This is a genomic window from Nocardia sp. NPDC051570, assembly GCF_044454005.1.
GTDB lineage: Bacteria > Actinomycetota > Actinomycetes > Mycobacteriales > Mycobacteriaceae > Nocardia.
Genome location: NZ_JBITDI010000009.1, coordinates 365,110 through 388,072, shown reverse-complemented (window position 1 = coordinate 388,072; position 22,963 = coordinate 365,110). Strand labels below are relative to the sequence as shown.

Genomic DNA, 22,963 nt, shown 5'->3' with positions numbered 1-22,963 from the left:
ACTCGGCCGTGAACGACCGGCGCTTGCGAGGAGGCATAGCGACATCCTTCCAGCAGGACCTCCGGTCCTGCCAAATCAGTGTCCACTATCCGGGGGAAACCTCAGCACGCCACTCGGCCGACGCGATACGCCGTGCCCGCGCGGTCAGCGTGACCTTCTTACTGCGCGCATCAACGCCGGTCGTGGTCCGGACCAGGCCAGCGGTCCGCATCGCCTCCACCTTCTGACTAATCGCCGAACGAACGTTGCACCGATTCGGCGATCGTCATCGGACCCCGCGCATGCAAGCGGATCAGTTCCATCACGAAGCTCGGCTCAAAGCCCTCGACGTGTGCCTCGGTATAGATCGCGGCGATGTCAGCGTCCATCGCGGCATGCAGCTGCCGCAAAGGCCGCCAGTGACTGTGCTCGGTTGGATCTCCCACAAGCTCGTCGTCCATCCACTGATCGGAACAGCACCTATATAAGTGCTGTTACATTGGGAATCCTGCTTCGCATCGCAAACGACCTGTAGCCGCTGGGCGGGCGGTTCGAAGCGGCCACCCGTCACCCCGAAGATCAACGGGCCGAGACCACTCGGCGTCGGCAACGCACTGAAAAGGCGAATTGCGCGCGCTCGCCACGGTGCGTAGCCCAGCACACATAAACCCTCACGGGCACGCGTTCCGCAACCTTGGAGCCCGCCACCCGATGGGACGCAAGCCATTTGCGCGCCATACCGGACAAGGCCGGGGGCAGCCGACTCGTCCTCCTGGAGCGGACCGATCGGGCCGATGTAGCAGAGCATTCCTCTCCGGCGCGTGGGTGAGCGGCTATCCTCGTGGTGGCAATCCGCCTGTGGCCGTGGAAGATTGAGGTAAAGATGAGCGCATCCGCTGGTGTGACATTGGACCGGCTGCGAGTAGATCTACAGCAGTACGCGCGTCTGGCCGAAGTCCCCTACGACTCGTTGATTGTGGATCGGGTGCTTGATGTGCTCGCTGAGGAGTGGGCAAGCTCGGCGATAGCTGTCCGGACGACCACGCAGCCGCTGCCCGAGCGTGATGTCAATGTGCGGTTGACCAATGCGGGCGACCCGGCCGCCCTGCTGTCGCGACTGCGCGATGCCGGCTTGGTCACGTTCACCGGGCATCCGATGGAGCAGTTGCTGAGTGAGGTTTCCGCTGCCGTGCCAGCTGTTGCGGCTGTCGACGTCGCGATCGGGACCGGAATTCAGAAGGTCTGGCTGATTTTCCCGGAGCTGGTCAGCGTGGACCGGATGCTGGCGTTCGGGGGTATGCCCGAGGCGGCGCGCGGGCATGAGGCGCATCTTGCCCGCTATGGCGGTGAGTTCGCGATTATGGCAGTGGATTTCGTCAGTCACACGATGAACTTGTACTCCCGAATACTCGCCCCCGGAGAACTGACCGCCGCGGATATCACCGCAATCCTTGCCGACCTCGACTTCGTTGCGCCTACCGAGGAAGAGTTGTCGCTGCTGGGGAACACGTTCAACGTCTACCGGACTTTCTCCTGGACCTCGCCGCGCATGCAACGTATCTGTTTCCCCTACCGTTGCGACGCCGCGACGTTCCCGAGGCATCTCGACCCGTTGCTGGATCGCTTCGTGACCGGAGCCCCGTTCCCGGCACCGGGGCCGCACGGTTTCGTGTTCTACGCCGCCTACGGCCAGACCGATCGGTATTACAAGGTGCAGGCCGAGTACGCCATCGCCCCGAACTCACTTCTCCCGGGCGGCACCACTCCGCATGTCCACCGTCAGGTGGACTAGAGTCCCGACCTCGTCAGCAAATCCCTGACCCCCGAAGACATCACAGCTGGACGTCGGTGCCTTGTGCCAGCTGTCGACGCAGTACCTTGCCCGCCGCGTTGCGGGGAAGCTGATCGATCCGAATGAATCTGCTCGGCCGCTTGTAGCTTGCCAACTCCTGCACACAGTGCGAGATCAACTCCTTCTCGTCGAAGTCGGCCCCTGCGGCAGGCTGCACGAACGCGACCGGCAGCTGACCCCAGGTTGCCGACGGCGCGGCGACCACGGCCACATCGACCACCCAGGGGATTGCGCGCAGGACATGTTCGATCTCGGCGGGATAGACGTTTTGGCCGCCGCGCAGGATCAGGTCGACACGGCGGTCGACTATCCACACGTACCCTCGACCGTCGCGGTAGCCCAGGTCTCCGGTGGCCAACCAACCGTTCGCGAGGATGGACTCGGTCGCCTCGGGATTGTTCCAATACCCTTGCATGATCCCGTCGCTGCGTAGCTGCAGAGCGCCGATCTCGTTGGGCGCCAGCTCGATACCCGCGGTATCGACGATGCGTGCGGTGACCCCCGGCATGGGCAGTCCCGCGCAGGTCGCGCCGGATACTGTTGCGGCACCGGCCTGGTCAGCGGGTCCGAGCGAGATCACGGGGCCGCCGCCTTCGGTGATCCCGAAGATCGTTCGGATCTCCACGTCGAGTGCCTCGCCGGCCTTGTCTGCCAGTTCCGGTGGGCACGGTGCGGCTCCGTGCATGACCAGGCGCAGCGACGTGAGGTCGGTCTCGGCCAGTTGTCTGCTGTCCAGCAGCAGCGCGATCATGGCCGGGACGAGGAACGTGTGTTCGGCCCGCCAGATGTGCACACCCGCCAGAAATGCCTGCGGAGTGAACTTGTCCAGCACGCACAGGGTCGCATCAGCGGCGAGGTAGTTCAGGGCGATCACCATGCTCCCGTGACACAGCGGTCCAGGGTGCAGGTACACCGTGCCTGGTTCCGGACGTACCTCGGCCAGCCAGGACAACGCCTGAGCTTGGAAGTAGCGCTGATCGACGACGACTCCCTTGGGTAGGCCCGTGGTCGCCGAGGTGTGCAGAATCGCGAGCGGGTCGCCGAGCGCCCCACCAGGCCCGGCCCCCCACCCAGCAGCCGGTTCGGGTAGGTCCTCGATGGACAGAGTCGTCAGACCCGACCGTATCCGGGCAAGTTGCTCGCGACCGGAGGGGTCGGCAATCGCATAGTTCGCGGACACGGCACGGACGATGTGGCTGATCTCGCGGTCGGTCAGGGCCGGATTGATCGGGACGAGAATGGTTCCGGTGAGCGCACAGGCGAACAGCGCTTCCACGGCCTCGACCCGGTTGGCGGTCAGCAGCACGACACGTCCCCCCGGCCGGCTGTGCTGCCCGATCGCGTGCGCCATGGCGCGTGCGTCCCGGTCGAGGCCGCGCCAGGTGACCGCACGGCGCTGATCGCGCAGCGCGACGGTCTCGGGAGTGCGAATCGTTTGACGCTGCAACAGTTGCTGGAGCCACATCGTCAGTTGTCCTTGTCCTGGTTGCCGTTCCCCAGCAGTGCGGCGACCGCGGTGATGGTGTCGATGCCGGTGAGTTCGTCGCTGGTGAGTGCGCGGTCGAGGATTTCCTCGCACCGTTGCGCGATGCGGATGATTTCACCGGAATTGACTCCGCCGGACACCAGTTCGTCGGCGTCGCCGATCAGGTCGATCAGGGCAGGCAGGTCCAAACACCCCTTGACGACCTCGCGGGCATAGGACAGGGCGAGCGGGGTGGTCATCAGGAATCCTTCCAGTTCGAACCGGCAACCAACGCGAGAAGCATGGTGCGGGGCTCAGAGTTCTCATACAAGATCGAGGTCGCGTCCGGCGCCGCACACGGCACGAGGCGGTTGAACCGACTGCCGAAACAGGCGGCGACGAACTCATCGGTTTGAGGGGGGCGTTGACCAGACGGCAACACATGGAAGCGGAAGGCGAAACCCACATCGACCGTCTTCCACCGGCTGTCCTCATAGATCTCGCACCATGCGTGCTCACTGCCCACCGGTCCAGGCAGGAACCCCCGGCGGGCACGTGCGGTCAAGCCCAGTTCGCGGAACCGGTCGGCGATCACCCGGCTGACCACGATGCAGTCGGCCATGCCCAGCTCCCACGCACGGTGATGGTCCAGCCGCAGCGGCTCGGCCACGCATTGGTAGCCGACCCTGCCGGCCTCCAACTCGTCGAGCATGTCCCGGTAGACATCCCGGGCGCGCGGGTCACGGACCTCATCGAACTCACCGGCCACTCGTACCGCCACCTGGTATCCGTCGGTACTGAACTCGACATCCGGTGCGGGCAGGCGCAGACCGGGCGCCGGCAACCGAGTGATGCCCGCAGCTGTCCAGTCAGGGACACGAACCCGGAAACAGCCGGACCCATGATCAGGCAGCCGCAGCGTGATCATCCAGTCCTTCGCAGCCAACCATTCCCTGGAAGACCCGGCGGAAAAACCCATCAGGTATCTCCAGACCACTTCCGAATGCGTGCGCCCAGTGCGAGAGGCGCGCCCGAGGTTCATCAGGTCGGCGGGGTCGAACAGCAGACCCCGCTCAGGGTCCGTCCCACACGGAAGCCCCCGCACGACCAGCGCGGCGACATGCTCCGGCAGGGTACGCAATTGGCCAGCGGCAGAAGCGAGATCGACGCAGTGGTGCGCCACGTCGAGTGGGACGAAACGGAACTGGTCAAGCCCCGGGACAAGAGCTTCAAGGGGTACCTCATCGGAACGGTGCATGGGGGCATTACTCCTTGGAGGCTCATAGAGAGCGAAGCTCAATACTTACTTCGACAGCCAATAGTCGGTATCGAGATTGACCTGAGTGAGTCGCCCCGTAGGTGTTGAGGTGCCTGGCAGTGCCACAGTCACCGGGCTTGAAACCACCAGCGCATAGGCACGGGCGAGCACCTCCAACGCTGTGGATGCCTGTCCGGCGGACTTCTCGGCGATATGTCGCGCTTCCTGGCCGATGGCCTGCAACAGCATGTCGCGGGCATCTGTCGCAGCAGGTGTCTCGCTCACGGTGATTGTCGACGGGATCTCGCCCAGGTCTGTGGCTTCTGGTGCGGCTTGCTCGTCAGACATGGCGTTGCCTCCTTCCGGTCAGCCGGTCGCTGACCGATACTGATGCTCCCACGCCGAAGCCCGTCACGGCTCGAGATCAGTTGCACCCCAACATCAACCGCCCCGAGGCATTCGGTATACGCCCACAAGTCGGAATGTCTGCCCCTGAGTAGACCCCGCTCGCCGGCAGCCGTCATCTGAACGTCCTGACATGACCGCTGAGCGCGCGGCTGGTGAGGTGAAATGCACTGCGGTTCAGGACATCCGGAAATCAGCCGATGAGCGACCGTCCTCGTGCTCCTGAACCGCGATGTCGTGATGGTTTACCCGCCACGGAACCTCGGATTGCGTGTCTTATCGAAATCCTGTGGAGCGCTTGGTCGTTGTGTCGTTATCGTGCTGGGGTCGTCGACCTTCCGGTTGCTGTTCGCCAAGTGCACGTCGTGATTGCAACGAACACGGGCGGCTGTGGTGGTCTCTTTATCGCCATCGACGCCGACTTCGAACCGCCGCACCAGCCCGGTGAGACCGGATTGCTTTGCGCCGTATCGGAACAGCAAGTACCGGTCGAGTACATGGCGGCTCTGGAGCAGGGCATTCGTGTTCAGTGCAACGACTTCGGTGATGGTTCGTGGTCGGATATACGTGTGTTCCGCAGATAAGCGTGGGGAAGGCCGGGTTGTCTCCATCGACTCCTGTCACGCAGGGCACGGAATCACCGGGTTATGAGCGATTCCATCGACGGTCGGTTCACCACTGACGGTGTTCGGCACCGTCAAACGAAGCCGATGGCGTGGGCATTTCAGTTGACGGTGGACAGGGTGATCCAGGACGGTGCCGCGGTGTCGTGGGAGATGGTGATGCCCGCTCCGATGCTGGCGAGCTCTTGCGGGATCGGTGGGGTCAGGTGCGGGAAGTCCTCGGTCTGTATGGCGACGCGGAGTGTGTGTCCTGGCGCGATGACCGCGGCGGTGGGAAGCACCTCGATGTCCACCGGGACCGGGATGTTCGCGGGCACCGGTTCGACGGAGTCCTCGGTGTAGGGGTGCCAGGGTCGCACGATCAGGCCGTCACGGATCTCCGAGCGTGACTCGTCCAGCTTCCGCAGGGACAGGCTCTGCCACCCTGCAGTGAGGAACGTGACGTTCCCGTCCGGGGCGAGGTCCTCCACTCGCACGGTGAGCTGGCCATCTCGCCCGGGGGTGGCGACCGACAGGTGTGCGTTGATCGGGCCGGTCAGTGTCAGTGGTTCGGTGACCGGCAGGTCGTAGGTGAGACCGGTGGCGTCGTTGTTCCGCTGATCACCGTCACAGATGCCCCGGCCCAGGGTTCCGGCTGACCACACGGCGGTCGTCATCGAGCACGCACCGGCCAAGGGATTCCAGGGCAGCAGGTCGGGGCCGCCGGATTCCTCGCCGGTGGACAGGCGGCCTGGCCGACCGGGGGTCGCCGGTCCCGCCAGCGTCAGCTTGCGTGACCGGGTGTCGGCGGGCGGCCACTGGGTGGCGGTCTTCCATTGCTGGGAACCGAGTTCCTGGTAGGTGATCGGGGTCTGTTGCTCGGCTTCGAGGTCGGGGTCGGCGTCGCCGCGCACGTAGTGGTCGAACCAGCGCAGCTGCAACTCCGGCAGTGACGGTCCCTGCCACGGCGGGAGGAGTCCGGGCGCGGTGTTACCGCCGTCGGCGAAGGCCGCGTCGAGGTGGTACCACGGCCCGAGCAGCAGCCGCGACGGGACGTGGTTGGCGACCAGCTGCTGATACAGCAGAGGTCCGCTGCGCTGGGAGAATTCGAAGTGGCCGCCGACCAGGAAGGTCGGCACCTGCACCTGGTCGATCACGTTGTTCGCCGAACGCTCGGCGAAGAACGGGCCGTCGAACGCACGTTGCCCACCCGAGAGTGCGCTGGCCAGCAGCGGAATCTTGAACGACGAGGTGTTGGCGAGATGTTCGAGCACCACCCTGGCGGCGCGGACCGGATCCTCGAGCGCATCGCCGGGGGGCAACGCGCTCGGGATCGCAATCAGGCCGATAACCAGCCCGGAGCTCAGACCGGCGGCGAACTGCCCGCCAGTCATCACCACGTCGCGGTAGAGATCGCCCACCGGGACCGCCGGAAACAGTGCCTTCAGCCCTCGCGGATGCAGGGCCGCGGTGAAGAACTGGTTCACCGCACCGTAGGAGGCGCCGGTCAGGCCGATCCGGCCATCACTCCACGGCTGGTCGGGCGAGGCCGCCCATTCCACGATCTCCTTGCCGTCACGCTGCTCGCGATCCGACCACACCCCCCAGTCGCCTTCGGAGGCACCGGTGCCCCGCACGTCCACCACGACCTGCACATATCCGTGTTGCACCAGGTAGTCGTCGGCGAAGTTGAGCCCAGGGGTGTTCTTGTTGTACGGGGTCTGGGTGACCAGCACCGGGAACCTGCCCTCGGCTGGCTGCCCACCGTGGCCGGGTCGCCGGATATCGGCGGCCAACCGCACCCCGTCACTCATCCGGATCGGGACGTCATGATCGATGACCACGTCGTAGCCCGCAGGGCGGGCCTGCCATGTCCCTGGACCGGTGTCCGCCGCAGCGGCACCGATCGACACCATGTTGACCAGCAGCGTTGCCGCGGCGGCGGCCGTCACGGCCGTAATCGACAATCGGCGCATCGTCGTACCTCCAAAGGGACTGGTGCAGTCGGTGCCTCCCGTTCGGGGCCTATGCTTCGAACCCTGCGCTACATCGACAACCTGGCCGAAAAATGCACGGACCTAGCACGATGAGCAGTAGGACGCACGAATACATCAGTCTCGACGACCTCGTCCTCCTCGACGCGCCGCAGCTCCCAGCGGAGAGGTCTTGCACCTCCCTGTTCACGCAGGTATGCGGCTTTCCAGCGAGGCCAGTCGACATACACGTTTCCCGCGGTGGCCCGATATCGTCGATACTGCGACCGCTTCGTCAGGCGCAGCGACCCCTGTGCTTCCCGTGCCGCCCTTCACGCCTTCACCACGCCACGTTCCAATTGCCCGCGGGTCAACTCCACAGGAGGGTCGTTGAATACGTCCGATTTTCGACGCCGCATCCGGATCTCCCCTACCTCGTCGCCGATCGAGACTTCACGACGGGTATTGCCCCAGTATAGGCGCGGATTCCGCGGTCTTACCGTGTCACTATGACCGTAATACATTCTGGTCCTGAAGATTTGGCACAAGTCGGTAGCGGGACTGTCGGGATACGAACGCGGCGCCTGGGTGTCGGCTGCCAAGGGGAAGGGTTCTGGCGCAAAACAGTGTGATTGCACTGCTCGGCGTGTTGGCGTCCGATCTGGTTCTGCATGGGTGATGGCGGTGGGCGTGCGTTGATCTGGTTCGAAAGTTGTTGCCACACTATGGGAATTTGGTGATCCGCGACGTCTGTTCCGGAGGGGATGCCGTGGTCTGGAGACAGCCGGTGCCGCCGAATACGGCCCGCTGTCCGGGATGTGAAACGGTTTCGGTGCGTGTGCATTCTCGGTATCGGCGCCGGTTGGCCGACGCCGCCGTCGCGGGCCCTGTAGGAACGCACTCTATGCCGCTGCGCGGGCGTTCAGCTGAGCTGTAGTCGTTGGTGGCCAGTCGATCTCGTGAACGTCCGCAACGAGCCGACGAGCGGACGTCCGGGTGAACCCGCTCGGCTGTTCCCCGATGCATGTTATTGCCGCAGGCTTGGCTCTTGTGATGTTGTGATGGTGCCCGACTTTCAATCCAGGAGCCTCGTTGACTCAGACTGTGCTGATTACCGGTGCCGCTGGCAATGTCGCTACGCTGCTGCGGTCCCGCATGATTCGCGCGGATCGGCTGCTGCGCTTGGTAGACATCGCGGAGATCTCCGCAGCTGGGCCGGGCGAGCGTGTCGAGATCTTGCGTGGGTCGGTGACCGATCTCGAGGAAATGACATCGGCATGTGTGGGTGTCGATGCGGTAGTGCACCTCGCCGCGTTGAGTACCGAGCATCCGTGGGCCGAAGTCCTGCTGCACAACATCCATGGCAGTTATGTGGTGTTCGAAGCAGCGCGGCGCGCGGGGGTGTCGCGGGTGGTGTTTGCCAGCAGCGCTCATGCGGTCGGCTTCCACCCCAACGACGGAAAGCAGGCCCCGGACTATCTTTCGCCCCGGCCGGACACGTTCTACGGACTCAGCAAGGCGACGGGGGAGGCGTTGGGCAGCCTCTACCACGATCGTTACGGCCTCGATGTGATATGCCTGCGGATCGGCGGGTGCTTCCCGCGCCCGCTCGACACCGACATGCTGGCGTCGTGGCTTTCCCCGGACGATGCTGCTCGCCTCGTCGAAGCCGCGCTGTCGGCGCCGTCGCCGGGATTCCGTGTGGTGTGGGGTATTTCGGCGAACACACGCCGCTGGTGGTCACTGCATGAGGCACGCTCGCTCGGATATCACCCGCGTGACGACTCCGAACGCCATGCACACGAAATCCCCACCGGCAGCGGACAGTTCGACACGTATCTCGGTGGATGGTTCTGCTCACCGGAGCTGGATGCGCCAGATCCTGGGTGGCAGGGTGGGTGAGGCGGTCAGTCAGGTGTCGGTGTCGCGCCGACCGGAGCGCGGTCGCGGTGGTCGGCGAACACGCGCGCACTGGTGACACCGTGTGGTGTCTTCTCCCAGGTAAACGGTGATCGGATCAGCTGGAACAGGGCTCGCCACGTAGCCACACACAGCGCCAGCCAATATACCGGCAGCAGGATCGCGATCCATGCGGGAGCGATCCGCCGACGGTGAGCGGCAACGGCGGTCACGATGATCCATGCGGCGACCGCCACACCCACCATGATCGTGCTCGGTCCGGCGATGCCTGCGCCGATCGATGACCAGTGGGGTCCGGTCAGCGTGAGGACGGCCAGCACGACCAGCATCGGCTGGACCAGAGCGATGAACGGGGTCGCGGCGACGATGCCGAGCAGGCTCACGAGCCCGAACAACCCGAAACGGCGGACACTGGCCAGCGGTCGTCGGGTGTGCACCACGCTGGTCATCAACCAGCCCTTCATCCAGCGGGTGCGTTGGCGAATGTAGGGCGCGAGCTGAGCCGTCGCCTCCTCCCAGGTGATCGAATCAACCACCTCCGTGCGATAACCCATTGAGGCACAGCGCATCCCGAGATCAGCGTCCTCGGTGACATTCCACGCGTCCCAGCCACCGACGGTACGGAGGAACTCGGTGCGGAAGTGATTGCTGGTGCCGCCCAGCGAGATCGGCAGCCGGGCGCTGGCCAGCCCGACGATCGTCAAATCGAACTTCAGCGCATACTCCATCGCGAACTGCCCAGTCAGTAGATTGCATTCAGCGTTGTCGAACATCAGCTTCGCCTGGACGCAGCCCAATCGGGCATCGGAGGCGGCGAATCGCGCTGCCACCCTGCGTAGCTGGTCGGGCTCGGGGCGGTCTTCCGCGTCGAAGATCACCACGATCTCGCCGCGGGCCAGCATCAGGCCCAGATTGCATCCGCGTGGCTTGGTTTGCGGTGACCCCGGCGGCAACTCGACGATCCGGATAAAACTGGGCGGATCCGCCTCCAGCACAGCCTGTTTCGTACCAGGGTCGTGTTCCTCGACAAGGATGAGGACTTCGAGCAGGTCCGGCGGGTAATCCAACGCCGCCAGATGCCGCACGAGATTCCCGACCACCGTCTCCTCCCGATAGGCCGGCACCAGCACCGTGTAACGGGGCAGGTCCTCCTCGGCAAGCATGGGCTCGCCACGGTCTTCGACCGACCGACGTCGTTGCGGAAACAACGAAACTGCCGAAACCCCTACGTTGACGAGACTGAACACCACGAACACCGCCGTCAGGACGGCCAGCAGAATCGCCGGCGCCACCACCAGCAACACGGCGATGATCGCGGCCACCATCACCCCGAAAGCCTTCTGCCACTTCGCTAAACCGAACCTTGCGGCCACGTCTGGATGTTGCCGGGCGAATTCGTTCGCCATCAGGTCGGCGATCTCGCTGCGTCGGGTCCGTAACAACCACTCCTGCACCAGGATCGGATCGACCTGGACAACATCGACCTCGTCGTCGGGATACCACCGACGGATCCGATCCGGCGTTATCACACTCCCGTCCGCCGCCATTACCTGCAGCCTCCCGGACACGGTGCGCGCGGGCGACCACCCCTCCCGCATCAGCACCTGCACCGGAGGGAGCGGCGACTCGACGCGGCCGTTCACCGCTCGATCCGACATCGTCGACTCCCTCCGCGTAATCCGCTACCCCTCCGAAACAGTAACGGCAGCCGAATCATTCAGCAGAGCCACCAGAGCCGACGAATGCACCGGATTCACCGCGGCGGGACAGTCGTGGTCCAACATCCTATGCCGCATGACGCGCGACGTGAACAGCCACAAGCCATGCCCGAAGATCAACTGCCCGAGATCACCTTGGGTATCTGCGCGGGGCCCGCACTACCAACTACCCTGGGCGACATTGCGTCTCGGCGCCTGCGCGAGCGAATGGAGTGAAAGCCGATGTCGTTCACACTGTTTCCGTCGATACATCTGGCCGGGGGGCGACTGGTTCACCTCGTCCGAGGGGAGGTGGTCGCCGAACCTGTGCGTAGCGATCCGATCAAGACTGCATTGTGGTTCCAGGAGCAGGGCGCGAAGTGGATCCATCTGCTGGCGCTCGAACGCGAGGACTACCACTTCGATCCCGACGACGTCCGCCGCATCGTCGACACCGTCGCGATCGACATCCAGCTGATGACCGGTGCGGTCGTTGACGACGACTCTCTGGATCGCGCGCTGTCGACCGGATGTACGCGAGTGAACCTGGGCACTGCCGCATTCGCCGACGAAAACTGGTGCCGCACAGTCATCGCCGAACACGGCGACCGCATCGGTATCACCCTGCCGGTGTGGATCGCACCGCACGGACCGCGACTGGCCATGCACGGACGCGCCGACGACGGCGGCGACCTGTGGGACGTGCTGGAACGCTTCGACCGCATGGGCTGTGCCCGCTACGCGGTCACCGACATCGGCCGCGAAGGCACCCTGTCCGGCCCCAACCTCGATCTGCTCCGGCAAGTGTGTGCCCGCACCGACGCACAGATCCTGGCCGCCGGAGGCATCGCCACCCTCGACGACCTGTGCGCTGTGGCCGCACTCACCACCGACGGCATCACCGGCGCCCTGATCGGCCGCGCACTCTACGCAGACGCTTTCACCCTGGCTGACGCGAACGCTGCGGTGTGCCGACCGTAGTCGGGTGCCCGCTCCGCGACCCCGCCCTACCTCCGTCCCTCGCCCATATACAGCTGCGAACACTCATATCTACCACTGACAACACGCGACTCCAGACGCACGGTAAAGGCTTACAGCGTCAAGCCCTGGCTGTCGTGGGATCGGTTCCAAGGTCGATGATTTCGGATGGCTCCCAGGCGAGCTCATCGACGCAGTCTTCGTCCACCACGAAGTACTCGCGAAGGTCCTCATACTCGCCGGTGAAGAAGTAGGGGCGACACCGTTCCAGATCGAGCCAAACCGCCGCGGCCCCGGGGTGCTCGCAATGCTCATCGAGCACCCCTGTTGACCGGATTCTGTTGACTGAACCGGGATTCGCGCGCGTCTATGTCGGTCACGACCCCGTGGCAGAGGGGATCAGCCGACGGAGCGGACCTCCCACTTCAAGCTCGATGTCCTGGTGGAGTTACACGAGGAAACCTCAACGGGGTCGTTGACCTTCGATGCCGCCCCCAAGCAGAACTCGGCCCCGGTGCCGGTTTTCGTGACGATACGGTTGCTGCCCGAGTCGTAGCTCCACAGGGCCTGGGTGTCTTTGCATCTGTTGCCGACGACTTTCTCTACGGGTGTGCCGGTGTCCGCGCAGAGCCCGGTCTGGACGTTCTTCAGCTTGCCTGCGTTTCCGACCGGGACCTGCTGCCATTGTTGCCGCGCTACGCCGTCGGCACACGAGACGGTGTGCAGGGTGTTGTTGGATTGCATGTTGAGGCATCGGCCGGCGTGGTCGGGGTCGAGGCTGGCGATTTGCATGGTTGTGCGCGGCCAGTCGGCGTGGGCCGGTTGGGTGGCTGCGGCGATGGTGGCGGTCGCCGCGGCGGACGATACGAGTGCGGCGGTCAGAACAGTCCGACTGAAACGGGATACGCGCATCGAGATCCGGCCTCTCCTTGGTCGATGATCGCTCACGGCGACCGCTATTCGATCTTCGTAGCCGCAGAGGGGAACGGATGGTGAGGCCAAGGGGTGTGTTGCCCGGCCGATGTCTTACCAGGGCGGCGTAGCCATGCCCGGCCACCGTCGATCAGGTAACACGCTGCCGTGCAGTATGCCGTGTTGCTCGAACCAGCCGCTGGGCGGCCGAATCGGACGCGCTGTCATGCCGCGGGGCGGGCGTCTGACGGGATGAGATCAGTTGCCGCTCAGGACATCCGCACATGGCTCCGATGAGCGGGAGAGTTTAGATCCCAGTGTGATGCTCGTTCGGGACTGGCTCGGCGGCAACCTGCCGGTCACCGATTTGAAGATCGTGGCCGGGGTGGGCCGCGAACCCCGACGGCACCCGCAACGGGTGACGCCGCGTCCGCTGAGCGCTGGATGGTGGCGGACTTGGCGCGAGAATGCGGTCCCCTGTCGAGTTCAGCGATCAACCCGCGAGGACCGGGCTATCCTGAGCGAAATACACAGGGCCCTCGGTGGCTCGGTGTCGATCGCAGTTGGAAATTCGAGGTGACCTGGGGCATGTCCGTTGTCGTGACGCTCGATCGGATCCGACAAGATCTGCAGGAATTCGCACGCCTGGCCGAGGTCCGATACGACCCGGCGGTGATGGATCCGGTACTCGAGGCGCTCGAGGATTTGTGGACCACCTCGGTGATCGGTGTTCGCACGACCACGCATCCGGTAGCGCAGCGGCAGCTGAACGTGCGGTTGATGAACTCCGGTCCGGGCGTCGACCCGGTGACGACGCTACGCGAGACCGGACTGCTGGAGTTCACCGGACATCCGATGGAACAGCTGCTCACCGACATTCCCGCGGCCGTGCCGGCGTCCTTCGGTGTCGACGTCGGAGTCGCTCGCGGAGTCGAGAAGATCTGGCTGCTGTTTCCCGAATTGCTCAGCGTGGAACGCATCCTCGGATTCGCGGGCATGCCCGACGCGGCGCGTGCGCACGCCGCACACCTGAACCGCTACGGCGGCCACATCGCGATACTGGCACTGGATTTCGCCAGCCGCACCATGAACCTCTACTCACAGCCATTCGCCCCCGGCCAACTCACCGACACCGACATCAGCACGATCCTCGCCGACCTCGACTTCGTCGCGGCCACCGACCAGGAGCTCGCGCTGCTCGGCCAGACCTTCGACCTGTACCGCACCTTCTCCTGGACTTCCCCACGGATGCAACGCATCTGCTTCCCCGTACGGTATGACGCCACCAGCTTCCCGCGCCACCTCGATCCCGTCCTGGACCGCTTCGTTTCCGGCGCACCCTACGCCGGAACCGGACCGCGCGGCTTCACCTTCTACACCGCCTACGGCCCGAACGACCGGTACTACAAGGTCCAGGCCGAGTACACCTCGACCCAGCACGTCACCCTCCCGGGCGGCCGAACCCCAGACCAACTGGCACCCCACGGGAGTACCCAGCCCTCGCCCCGCAGTCACTGACCAACCACACCCACCGGGCGCATACGGTGTGAGCGCCGGCTGCTGCCTGCCGAAGCCGACGAGTCCCGAACACATCGCCTGCCGCAATCGCGCACACTGAACGTCCGCATCAGCCACCACCCAACGCCCGGTTGATCAGACCAGAGCGTCAGTCGGCCAGATCCTGCGAACGTCCTATATTGCCGCTGGCCGCGCGTCGGTCAATCGCCCAGATTGGGTTGGTCGACAGGGCCGCTCAATGCGCAGCCGTATGCCGCGCGGTTCGAATCGGCCACGCGGCGAACTTCATGAACAGATGCCCGCGACTCAGAAGTACTCGGGGACACCGCCTCCTAGATAACCGAGAAGCGGGGGCTGTACACCGGGGGTTCGGCATCGTTGTCGACGACAACACGAATTGCATAGGACTGAGACGGGGGCCAAGTCGGCGAGACATCGACTGTCAGGGAGCCTCGATCGGTTCGCACTCCAGCTGCGAGATCGGCCACGGGCAGCACATTATCGGGGTCGGTGGCGTCGCAGAGCGCGACCTCCATCGTGCCCCCGACGGAGCTCCCCGTCGCACTCCAGGCAACTCGGCCGGATCCGCCCCGAGTCCAGGTTGTTCCGGAGACTGGAAAAACGATCGCCAAAGACATTGCCACTCCGCCTGTTCGCACGACGCACTGCTGGCCGGTCGGCCTGTCTCAGCCTGACGCACCGCGCGCGCGACCGCTGGGAAATGCCGCACCGTGTGAGACCCGGTGCAGACGCCACGCCTGAGACAGGCGGTAGATACGCAGCTCACGCTTGCCTGAAATGCCATGAACGGCAAGAACCTACAACACTCGATGACGCCCGCACGCGTCCGCACGGCGACACTCAGAAGATCGGCAGGGCCGGTGTTGAGAACGTCCTATATTGCCGCGACCCGCGCGTTCGTGAACGTCCGCAACCAGCCGAAGACCGTGCGTTCATGTGTTCGTGTGGCATGGCGTTTCCCGCAGCGGCCCAGCGACTTTCGGGCTGCTGCTGAGGGCAGATGTGTCGGTTCTGTGGGTGGATCGCAGGGTTGGGCCTCAGACTGTTGTGTGGCGGATGGTCATGTACCCCGTCGATGGCCCACGACCTGAGGAGTACCGAACGATGCCCGAGTCGCAACCCGAGGCCAAAGGCCCCGCGCCGGTGTCTATTCCGCCGACGACAACATCGGAGGATGTGGGGACGCTCTCGATCCGATACACCGACAGTGGTCCCGTGGTGGTGGTGACCGGAGGCCGCCGCATCCCCCGCAGGCTCCCCATCGTGAACGCGACCGGGGCCCGCTTTCAAGTCCTCGACTACGACGTTCTCCCCAAAGACGATCCCATGGGCTTCCTGGTCGTCGATGTCGACGACTACGTACAGCTGTTCAGGTCCCAGGTTCTCGGCACCGCCGACGGCGACCAGGCAGTAGTCCCGCCGAGCGTGTAGCGACCCGCCGTTCCCGACGGGGGATCTGGACCGAAGGACGTTCAGGCCTTCCCCTGGACCCAGTACATCACCCGGCGCTGAACCGCTGTGCCGATCGGCCGGATGCGAACCGATGGGCGGGGGCGGGGGAGGGCTTTCGGCCGTTGGTCGATAGCGACGGCGACCTTCTGCCCCACCCGGCCCGGGGAACTTGCGGACGAGAACGATAACGCGGCCTCAACGACGGAATCGTGGGCGGCCACTGGTAATTCAGAACAGCCGATCGCTCGAATGTGGCGGCGCGGGCCGAGTCCGCGTGCGTGCGAGCTCGTCGGTGTCGATGACATCCTGGATCGCGTCGATGTGGTCCTGGACAACCTCGGCGCGGGCCACCAGCTCGACTCTGTCGGGCTCGGTGAGGCTCTCGGCGGCGAGCTTTTCGTATACGCACGAGAGCGCGGACCGTAAGTCCTCGAGCTTGGTACCTGATTCCACGAGAGCTCACCCTACGGACCGATCTCTGCGGCGCGCGCCCGGATGTGGCCCGGCGTGGCCGGGGGCCCAGCATCGCGCCGATGAACGCACGATAATGCCGCGGAGCGCGCGGTTCGAGCACACATGGTGGCCAGCCGCTGATCGGTTGGCCACCAACGTCTCTGGAACGTCCGCGTCTGCCTCTGCGCGGGCGTTTTCGGGTCATCGGTCTGACATAGGCGGCTTTAGGGATTCGGTTGCCAAGGGCACGTGGCCGGATGCGGCGGCAGTAACAGCGAGGGTAGATGCGGACGCTGAGAGCGTTCGATCGGTTAACGTGCAAGGTATGGAAGAAGTTCGAAACAAGATGACGCCGAGCGCTTTTCGGTTCGCGGTCGGCTTCTCCGCCGCTGGCTCGCGTGCCGAGTGGCGGGACAAGGCACAGCAAGCCGAAGACCTGGGTTACGACGTGATCCAGGTTCCCGACCATCTGGGTATGACTTCACCGTTTCCCACCGTGATTGTCATGGCGGAGGCAACGAATCATGTGCACGTCGGCACCATGGTATTGAACGCGGGCTTCTACCGGCCCGCTCTGCTGGCTCGTGACGTCGCCACCGTGGACCAGCTCACCGATGGCCGGTTCGAGTTCGGGCTCGGTGCCGGACCGGATTTCGCGAAGCCCGAGTTCGAGGCAGCAGGGCTTCCGTTCCCGGGCGGGCGGCAACGTATCGACTACATGCGCGACACCATCGGCGAGATTCGGTCGCTGTTCGCGAACGGTCATCAACCACCGGTCCACCGCCGGATTCCGCTGCTGGTGGCCGGACGCGGGGACCGCCTGGTGCGAGTGGCCGCCGAACATGCCGACACGGTGGCGCTTGCCGGGGTGCCCGTCGGTGCCGACATCGACTCCGAGGACGCCGGCACAGCCGCTCTCGCCCGCCGCGTCGAGTTCGTCCGCTCCGCCGCCGGAGAGCGTTTCGCGGATCTCGAGCTGGGGCTGACAATGCAGGCAGTGGACGTTCAGGGCCAGGGCGCTGCCGATCTGTCGCTGGCCCGCAGGTTCAATCCGGAGCTGTCCGAGGCGCAGCTGCGCTATCTGCCCGGAGTGCTGCACGGGTCGGCACGAAGCATCGCCGATACCCTGCGGCACTACCGCGACGCCTACTCCGTCACCCACTACTCCGTCTCCAACACCCACATGACCACCTTCGCGAAAGTGATCGAACAGCTTCGGTAAGTGCGTGAGCGCACGTTCCTCGAACGCGCGGGCAGCCGCGACCGCGCGTTCGATCAGGCGCACACGTCGGTCAGCGCTTGATTTCGCGACGATGTGGTCGGGCCATGACTTCTACCGGACGCTGTTGCGGGTATAGGTCAGAGGTGGTCGCGGACTATGGCCACGACGTCGGCGGGTCGGCTCAGGAACGGGCAGTGACCGCCCGGCCAGGTCACGGTGCTGTCGCAGCGTTGGCTGAAGTGGGCGACCATTTCGGGCAGGATCGCCCGGTCCTCGGTCGTCGCGATGTAGGTCGACGGGGTGTCCTTCCATGCCGCCTGTGCGGGTGAGGCGGTGAAGATCGACGCGGGTTCGGGGCGCAGGAGATCGATCGCTCGGTCCGCGACTTGGGTTGCGCAGTCGGCGAATAGGCCTTCGCGGGCACCATCCGGATCCAGCCGGGTCATGCCCGTGTCATCGATGGTGAGTGGCAGCGGGGCACCTTGGCGGCCGGTCTCCCGTTCGATCCGCGCGATCCACTGTTGGGCGTTCTCGCCGACATCGAAGACGAAGCTCGACAGATACAGCAGATGCGAGATTCCCTTCAGGCCGGTCGCGGTGACCCCGCCGAAGGAATGAGCCAGTACCACCGGCGCCTCGGCCGCCTGATCGGCGAGGTCCTGGACGAGTCGGGTGCCCTCGGCGAGGGAATGCCCCGCCAGATCAGGCACCGTGACAGCGATGCCCTCGCGCCGCAGACCCTCGGTGACCTCGTCGTAGTGGGCCGGTCGCAACCAGGCACCGTGCAGTATTATCAAGGGGCGCATAATTATTCGTTGTACCCGTACTGACATAATTTCTGCGTCAGAGCTGGATTCGGCAACGTTTGCTCGTCTCCGGACTTCCCGAAATGCCTCGCCTCAGCGGACTGCTCGGTGCCAGGCAGCCAATAGCGGGCTCCGTCGCGGGTGCGATCGAGGCGGCCCGTCTCGACCAGATAGCGCCGCAACGCGACGTGATCATCGAAGATGGCTGCCAGACGCCGGTTGACCTGCCCCTCGGTGTAGATGACATCCGGCTCGAAACGTGTTCGGGCGATATGGCTGAGCAGCATCTCCCGCAACGCGCGATTGCGGGCCTTCATCGTCGGCATCGACACCAACCGGCCATCGCGATAGAGACGGTCGATAGCCGGATCGCTACTGCCGCTGCCGCCATCGGGCCGGGGTCGAACCGGGAAAGGCCCCTTAGTCATGCTCCCAATGTCACGCCCCGACGCACACGGCCGCAACCGGATTTCCAACCCACCACCTCGACAGTCCACGGTGGTGAGTACTGCAGAGGCCCTGTCATGCGCTGCGCGGGTGCTCGGCCCGCGGCGAGTTTCGCGATTTCCGGGTGGCAGGGCCATATCGGTAGCGAAAATGGCAGTGTCCCAAACGATCTCGATACATCAGGAGAGTTCCATGGTCGAGTATGTGAACGACGCTTACCCCGTTCCCACCTATCGGTACACGATCGACATCGACGGCGACGGTAAGACCGATGCGACCTTCTCGGGCGTGAGCGGCCTCGAACTGGGGGTCGACACGATCGAGTACAAGGACGGAATGGGGAACTGGTTCCAGATGCCCGGCCAGCGGCAGGCCGTCAATGTCACCCTCCGCCGCGGTCTGCTCCCCAAGGACGGCCCGCTGTACTCGTGGCTCATGTCCGTCAGTTCGAACGCAGTGGACAAGCGCGACTGCACGATCAGCCTGACGGATGAGTCCGGCGGGACGCCCCTTGTCACTTGGAAAGTCAGCGACGCTTTCCCGGTCAAGTTGACCGCACCCAACTTCGATGCGAGCTCCAATGAGATCGCTGTCGAGGAGATCTCGCTGCTCGGTAACCGAGTCAGCGTCGAGTTCGACTGAGTCCCGAACGCACTCGCTTTCCGTGCCCCGGTCGGCACGCTGGGGGTCGGCCGGGGTCTTGCGAATGCCCTGTCGCGTCGTATGGCGCGCGGTTCGACGCGGCTATGCGGCACGCTCGAAAGATCAATGTGCCGAGATCATTTCGTCGGCCTCGACGCGGCAGGGTCCTCCTCGGGAGACGCCGCCCGGCCGCGATTTCTGCGACGGGAGATTGGTCGCTATTCGGCTCTGCGTCTGAGGCGGGGCGCGAGGGCAGGGACTCTCTGCGGGGATGGGTCAGGGGGTTGTCAGGCGGGTGAGGTGGGTGCGGAAGTGGTCGGGGGTGCAGGGGTCTATGTGGAGGTCGCCGTGGCGGCGGGTGTAGGTGTAGCGGCCGTCGTTGGTTACGTCGAACCAGCTGATGTAGCGCGGGAGGTGCGGGCGGGCGGAGCGGCGATCGACGCGGATCTCGATGTGGCCGTGGGCTGTTCGGGGGGCGGCCAGTAGGTCGCGCATGCGGTCGGCCTGGGTGGGGGCGTGGTGGATCAGGCCTGTTATGGGGGCGGGCTCGATTACTCGGTCCCAGGTTTCGACCATGGCGGGGTTGCGGCCGGGTGGCTGGTTGCCCGCGACGGCGGTGAAGACCTTGGGGACGAGGTCGGGGGTGCCTACCTCGATGACGACGTTGCCGCAGGTTTCGGGGGTCGGGTCGGGGCGTTGGACCATGGTGACGCCTACGTTCGCGGTTATCGCACCGCAGGCTCGGAGGGGTTTCTTGCGTTCGCCGATCATGATCAGGGATGTTTCCGGGTCGGCGATGATTCGGAGGACCGGGAGTAGGTCGGGGTCGTCGAGGACCGGGAAGCGCAGGCGTAGGTCGCGCTCGATCGCCTCCCATTCGTCATGCCAGTTCACCGAGGGGCGTAGGTCCAGGGGGTTCGGCCAGCGGTCCAGGCCCAATTGGCCGAAGGCGTAGATCATCTCGTCGGCGGTGAATTCGAACCTCATCGCGCGCGACTACCTCTCCCGATTCTCGCGCGGTTCGGTCTCGGTCGACTGGGCGTCGGCGCCGAGTACGGGCGGGACGGTGGGTTCGTACTCGCCGAGCAGTTCGATCGTATTGCGTTCGTGCGTAAGCCAATCCGGACGCTTATGTTCCTTATCGTCCTCGCCCTTACCCTTGCCGCCGGGCGGCGCCATACCGGGCATACCCGCGGCACCCGCCGCCGCGGGGCGACCCGCGCCGCCGAGGACTCCACCCGCCGGATTGACCGCGCCCGGTCCGCCGGGAATGCTGCGGCCCGGGCCGCCGCCCGCGACCGAACCGCCACCGCCGCTACCGAATCCGCCGATTCCGGGGATGCCCGAGCCGCCGCCCGCGTAACCGCCACCCGGGTAGCCGCCCCCGGTCGATCCGCCGCCGCTGCCCGGGGTGAATCCGGCCGGTGTCGTCGACGTCGAATCGAAGCCCGCCGGGCGCGTCGCATCCGATCCGCCCGGTCGATCGCTCGCATTGCCCATCGGATTGCCTTGCTGCCCAGCCGAATCCGGTGACTGGTTCGCCGGATTCGTGCCGGGCTGCTGCTGCTCGTTGTTCTGTGCGCCGTCGCCGGGCGACTTCGAGCCGGGCGTATCGCCGCCGGGACCGCCCGCACCGCCCGACCAACCGGGATTCAGCCCGCCGCCACCATCGTTGCTCGTACCACCCGGACCCTGCGGTGCGACGAAGGTCGGGACCTGTTGTCCCGCAGGCTGATACGTCGGCACGTAGTGATTGACCATCGCCATCCGCGCGGCCTGCTCGGCCTCCGAGTTCGCGCCCTGCGCCCCGATGGCCTCGTTCGGCAGCACCAGTCCCGGTATGAGCGCCTGCGCCTGCGCGGCCGTCACCTTCGGAACCGCGGCCTTGACCGCTTCGGCGCCGTAGGCGGCGCTCTGGATCCGCAGGTGCACGCTTTGCATCACGTTGTGCACATCGGCGAGATCATCGGTAAACCGCCGGGTCGCAGCAACAATCGCGTCAGCAGTCGCGCCTTCCCACCCCTGTGCAACGGTCCGCTGCACCTTGCCACTCAACGCAGCGCTGTTCCACATCACGGCATCGCCGACCTTCTGCCATTCCTGGGCGACGCCGTGCATCACACCGGGCAGCATGGTTTTGAGGTTGTCGAGGATCGTCTGATGCGACATCGTCATAAACTCCTCCACGCGCGGGATGTAGTCCGGATCGTGCCCGGTCCGGATCAAACGATCCGCGCTATGGATCCCATCTTGCGTGGTGGTAGCCGCGTTTTGTAGCTGAAGCGCATCCAACACCGTCTTGAACGGAGATGGCAGATTCGGCTTGGAGGTGTCGTCGCCCATGATCAGTTGTCCTTGCCGACAAACGGTTCGAGCGCGGTCGCGACCTCAACTATGTGGTCGCAAGGCTTGAGGCCCTTCGCTAGTCCGGGGGTATCGATGATTACCGCCACTTCGAAGTATCCGGCCTTGGTGCGCATATCCAGGTCACATTCTTCTGCGGTCAACTTGTTGACGATGACCGTCTCTCGGCCGTTGATGGTGACGTCCTGAGTTCGTCCGGCGAACTTCTGCTTGTCTTCTTCCAGAGAGATGTTTCCGGAAACGAGCTGAAGCGCACCGTCTGGGTTTGTGACCTGGCAGCCGAAGAAGGTGTACTCGGCAACGACATCTGGCATACGTTTCCGAGTGGACGGGTCATATCCGAGCTTGGCTAGGGCGTCATCGGGTATCCAGGTACACGGGTCGAAGACGACCTTCGGCCTGCCGCTTCCTCTCGTGTACTGGTTGTCTTGCGATGGCGGTTGCAACTTGGGATCCGTCAACGTCGGTCGAGCAGACGACGTAGTGGTGGTGGTTGTTGAGGCAGCATCAGTCGCCGACGAATTGGGCGGCGAGTCGCTACCAGAGCCACAGGCGGCCAGAGTGAGGGCCGCCGCACCTGCCGCAGCGAAACGAGTTCCCACACTAAGTCTTTGCATTAGGACTCTCCCTCTTCGCGGCGGTGATCGCTGCAGCGTTAGCGGCCTCGACTTCCTGAGTCAGTCCAGCGGCCTGGAGCACCGCAGCCTTCATTCGATAGGCTGATTCTTCGGCGGCCCTCAATACATGGAATGCCTGCACGGCCTTACCCTCGAAGCCCTGTTGCAGATGCTGGGCCGACTCGAACCCGCCAAATCCGTCGATTCTGTATAGGTACGAAAGCTCATGCTGTCGTTCGACCAGCATGTCCACAAGCCACTGGTAGTGCCCCGCCAGCTCGTGAGCTGCCTCTGCGGTGAGCTTGAATCGCCCCTCGGCGACGGCCTGCCCCAGCTCGGCTGCCGCCTCACGCCCCTGTGCCATCGCTGCCCTCCCTGCT

General features: G+C 64.8%; 26 protein-coding genes. 8 read left to right on the top strand and 18 right to left on the bottom strand.

Annotation, left to right across the window (positions count from 1 at the left end):
- Positions 1–85: 85 nt before the first annotated feature.
- Both ACIA76_RS24670 and ACIA76_RS24665 read right to left on the bottom strand, forming a co-directional pair.
- On the bottom strand, positions 86–211 hold the full coding sequence (locus ACIA76_RS24670; protein ID WP_397154486.1) for a hypothetical protein: 126 nt from the start codon (positions 209–211) through the stop codon (positions 86–88).
- Between the two features lie 16 nt (positions 212–227).
- Positions 228–440 (bottom strand): hypothetical protein, encoded by a 213-nt coding sequence (locus ACIA76_RS24665; RefSeq protein ID WP_397154484.1) that lies wholly within the window; start codon positions 438–440, stop codon positions 228–230.
- A 383-nt stretch (positions 441–823) separates the two neighbouring features.
- Between ACIA76_RS24665 and ACIA76_RS24660 the strand changes: the two genes are divergently transcribed.
- A complete protein-coding gene (locus ACIA76_RS24660; protein WP_397154482.1) occupies positions 824–1,771 on the top strand; it encodes an aromatic prenyltransferase in 948 nt (315 codons plus the stop codon).
- Between the two features lie 40 nt (positions 1,772–1,811).
- Here ACIA76_RS24660 and ACIA76_RS24655 read toward each other — a convergent pair whose 3' ends face one another.
- Genes ACIA76_RS24655 through ACIA76_RS24640 form a run of 4 tightly spaced genes read right to left on the bottom strand, consistent with a single transcriptional unit; the run spans position 1,812 to position 4,902 of the window.
- Positions 1,812–3,296, bottom strand: a complete 1,485-nt coding sequence (locus ACIA76_RS24655) for a class I adenylate-forming enzyme family protein (RefSeq protein WP_397154480.1) — start codon at positions 3,294–3,296, stop codon at positions 1,812–1,814.
- A gap of 2 nt (positions 3,297–3,298) precedes the next feature.
- Positions 3,299–3,556: a hypothetical protein gene (locus tag ACIA76_RS24650; RefSeq protein ID WP_397154478.1), complete on the bottom strand. Its 258-nt coding sequence runs from the start codon at positions 3,554–3,556 to the stop codon at positions 3,299–3,301.
- Positions 3,556–4,554 carry a transglutaminase domain-containing protein gene (locus ACIA76_RS24645; RefSeq protein WP_397154476.1) on the bottom strand — a complete coding sequence of 333 codons (999 nt, stop codon included), beginning with the start codon at positions 4,552–4,554 and terminating at the stop codon, positions 3,556–3,558. Before ACIA76_RS24645 ends, ACIA76_RS24650 begins: the two co-directional genes overlap by 1 nt.
- 45 nt (positions 4,555–4,599) lie before the next feature.
- Positions 4,600–4,902 carry a hypothetical protein gene (locus tag ACIA76_RS24640; RefSeq protein WP_397154474.1) on the bottom strand — a complete coding sequence of 101 codons (303 nt, stop codon included), beginning with the start codon at positions 4,900–4,902 and terminating at the stop codon, positions 4,600–4,602.
- A 413-nt stretch (positions 4,903–5,315) separates the two neighbouring features.
- Between ACIA76_RS24640 and ACIA76_RS24635 the strand changes: the two genes are divergently transcribed.
- Entirely contained in the window at positions 5,316–5,543 is a 228-nt protein-coding gene (locus ACIA76_RS24635) for a hypothetical protein (RefSeq protein ID WP_397154472.1), read from the top strand.
- Positions 5,544–5,683: 140 nt separating this feature from the next.
- On the opposite strand, the gene ACIA76_RS24630 is transcribed toward ACIA76_RS24635, so the two are convergent.
- Positions 5,684–7,537 (bottom strand): CocE/NonD family hydrolase, encoded by a 1,854-nt coding sequence (locus ACIA76_RS24630; RefSeq protein WP_397154470.1) that lies wholly within the window; start codon positions 7,535–7,537, stop codon positions 5,684–5,686.
- Between the two features lie 1,101 nt (positions 7,538–8,638).
- Here ACIA76_RS24630 and ACIA76_RS24625 point away from each other — a divergent pair.
- Positions 8,639–9,436 carry an NAD-dependent epimerase/dehydratase family protein gene (locus ACIA76_RS24625; RefSeq protein WP_397154539.1) on the top strand — a complete coding sequence of 266 codons (798 nt, stop codon included), beginning with the start codon at positions 8,639–8,641 and terminating at the stop codon, positions 9,434–9,436.
- A 5-nt stretch (positions 9,437–9,441) separates the two neighbouring features.
- Here the strand turns inward: ACIA76_RS24625 and ACIA76_RS24620 are convergent, their stop codons facing one another.
- On the bottom strand, positions 9,442–11,112 hold the full coding sequence (locus tag ACIA76_RS24620) for a glycosyltransferase (protein WP_397154468.1): 1,671 nt from the start codon (positions 11,110–11,112) through the stop codon (positions 9,442–9,444).
- Positions 11,113–11,394: 282 nt separating this feature from the next.
- Between ACIA76_RS24620 and ACIA76_RS24615 the strand changes: the two genes are divergently transcribed.
- Positions 11,395–12,132 carry a HisA/HisF-related TIM barrel protein gene (locus ACIA76_RS24615; RefSeq protein WP_397154466.1) on the top strand — a complete coding sequence of 246 codons (738 nt, stop codon included), beginning with the start codon at positions 11,395–11,397 and terminating at the stop codon, positions 12,130–12,132.
- A gap of 118 nt (positions 12,133–12,250) precedes the next feature.
- On the opposite strand, the gene ACIA76_RS24610 is transcribed toward ACIA76_RS24615, so the two are convergent.
- Together ACIA76_RS24610 and ACIA76_RS24605 are read right to left on the bottom strand one after the other, a co-directional pair.
- A complete protein-coding gene (locus tag ACIA76_RS24610) occupies positions 12,251–12,451 on the bottom strand; it encodes a hypothetical protein (protein ID WP_397154464.1) in 201 nt (66 codons plus the stop codon).
- A gap of 77 nt (positions 12,452–12,528) precedes the next feature.
- Positions 12,529–13,041: a ricin-type beta-trefoil lectin domain protein gene (locus tag ACIA76_RS24605; protein WP_397154462.1), complete on the bottom strand. Its 513-nt coding sequence runs from the start codon at positions 13,039–13,041 to the stop codon at positions 12,529–12,531.
- Between the two features lie 588 nt (positions 13,042–13,629).
- Here ACIA76_RS24605 and ACIA76_RS24600 point away from each other — a divergent pair.
- A complete protein-coding gene (locus ACIA76_RS24600) occupies positions 13,630–14,559 on the top strand; it encodes an aromatic prenyltransferase (protein ID WP_397154460.1) in 930 nt (309 codons plus the stop codon).
- A gap of 332 nt (positions 14,560–14,891) precedes the next feature.
- Here the strand turns inward: ACIA76_RS24600 and ACIA76_RS24595 are convergent, their stop codons facing one another.
- Positions 14,892–15,197, bottom strand: coding sequence for a Ser-Thr-rich GPI-anchored membrane family protein (locus ACIA76_RS24595; protein ID WP_397154459.1), 306 nt, complete (start codon positions 15,195–15,197; stop codon positions 14,892–14,894).
- A 487-nt stretch (positions 15,198–15,684) separates the two neighbouring features.
- Here ACIA76_RS24595 and ACIA76_RS24590 point away from each other — a divergent pair, with 487 nt between their 5' ends.
- Positions 15,685–16,011 (top strand): hypothetical protein, encoded by a 327-nt coding sequence (locus tag ACIA76_RS24590; RefSeq protein WP_397154457.1) that lies wholly within the window; start codon positions 15,685–15,687, stop codon positions 16,009–16,011.
- Between the two features lie 249 nt (positions 16,012–16,260).
- On the opposite strand, the gene ACIA76_RS24585 is transcribed toward ACIA76_RS24590, so the two are convergent.
- A complete protein-coding gene (locus ACIA76_RS24585; protein ID WP_397154455.1) occupies positions 16,261–16,485 on the bottom strand; it encodes a hypothetical protein in 225 nt (74 codons plus the stop codon).
- Between the two features lie 145 nt (positions 16,486–16,630).
- Between ACIA76_RS24585 and ACIA76_RS24580 the strand changes: the two genes are divergently transcribed.
- Positions 16,631–17,707, top strand: a complete 1,077-nt coding sequence (locus tag ACIA76_RS24580; RefSeq protein WP_397154453.1) for a TIGR03621 family F420-dependent LLM class oxidoreductase — start codon at positions 16,631–16,633, stop codon at positions 17,705–17,707.
- 137 nt (positions 17,708–17,844) lie between these two features.
- On the opposite strand, the gene ACIA76_RS24575 is transcribed toward ACIA76_RS24580, so the two are convergent.
- Both ACIA76_RS24575 and ACIA76_RS24570 read right to left on the bottom strand, forming a co-directional pair.
- Positions 17,845–18,513, bottom strand: a complete 669-nt coding sequence (locus ACIA76_RS24575; RefSeq protein ID WP_397154451.1) for an alpha/beta hydrolase — start codon at positions 18,511–18,513, stop codon at positions 17,845–17,847.
- Positions 18,514–18,515: 2 nt separating this feature from the next.
- Positions 18,516–18,941 (bottom strand): DUF2087 domain-containing protein, encoded by a 426-nt coding sequence (locus ACIA76_RS24570; RefSeq protein WP_397154449.1) that lies wholly within the window; start codon positions 18,939–18,941, stop codon positions 18,516–18,518.
- A 211-nt stretch (positions 18,942–19,152) separates the two neighbouring features.
- On the opposite strand from ACIA76_RS24570, the gene ACIA76_RS24565 reads away from it, so the two are divergent.
- On the top strand, positions 19,153–19,602 hold the full coding sequence (locus ACIA76_RS24565; RefSeq protein ID WP_397154447.1) for a phage tail protein: 450 nt from the start codon (positions 19,153–19,155) through the stop codon (positions 19,600–19,602).
- 276 nt (positions 19,603–19,878) lie between these two features.
- Here ACIA76_RS24565 and ACIA76_RS24560 read toward each other — a convergent pair whose 3' ends face one another.
- The 4 genes from ACIA76_RS24560 to ACIA76_RS24545 all read right to left on the bottom strand — a co-directional run bounded on the left by ACIA76_RS24560 (position 19,879) and on the right by ACIA76_RS24545 (position 22,947).
- Positions 19,879–20,589, bottom strand: a complete 711-nt coding sequence (locus ACIA76_RS24560) for an ESX secretion-associated protein EspG (protein ID WP_397154445.1) — start codon at positions 20,587–20,589, stop codon at positions 19,879–19,881.
- A gap of 9 nt (positions 20,590–20,598) precedes the next feature.
- Positions 20,599–21,771 carry a WXG100 family type VII secretion target gene (locus ACIA76_RS24555; RefSeq protein ID WP_397154443.1) on the bottom strand — a complete coding sequence of 391 codons (1,173 nt, stop codon included), beginning with the start codon at positions 21,769–21,771 and terminating at the stop codon, positions 20,599–20,601.
- Positions 21,772–21,947: 176 nt separating this feature from the next.
- The gene (locus tag ACIA76_RS24550; RefSeq protein ID WP_397154441.1) at positions 21,948–22,583 is read right to left on the bottom strand and encodes a DUF3558 domain-containing protein; all 636 of its coding nucleotides are present in this window, start codon (positions 22,581–22,583) and stop codon (positions 21,948–21,950) included.
- Complete coding sequence (locus ACIA76_RS24545) at positions 22,570–22,947, bottom strand: hypothetical protein (RefSeq protein WP_397154439.1); 378 nt, start codon at positions 22,945–22,947, stop codon at positions 22,570–22,572. Before ACIA76_RS24545 ends, ACIA76_RS24550 begins: the two co-directional genes overlap by 14 nt.
- Between the last annotated feature and the right edge of the window lie 16 nt (positions 22,948–22,963).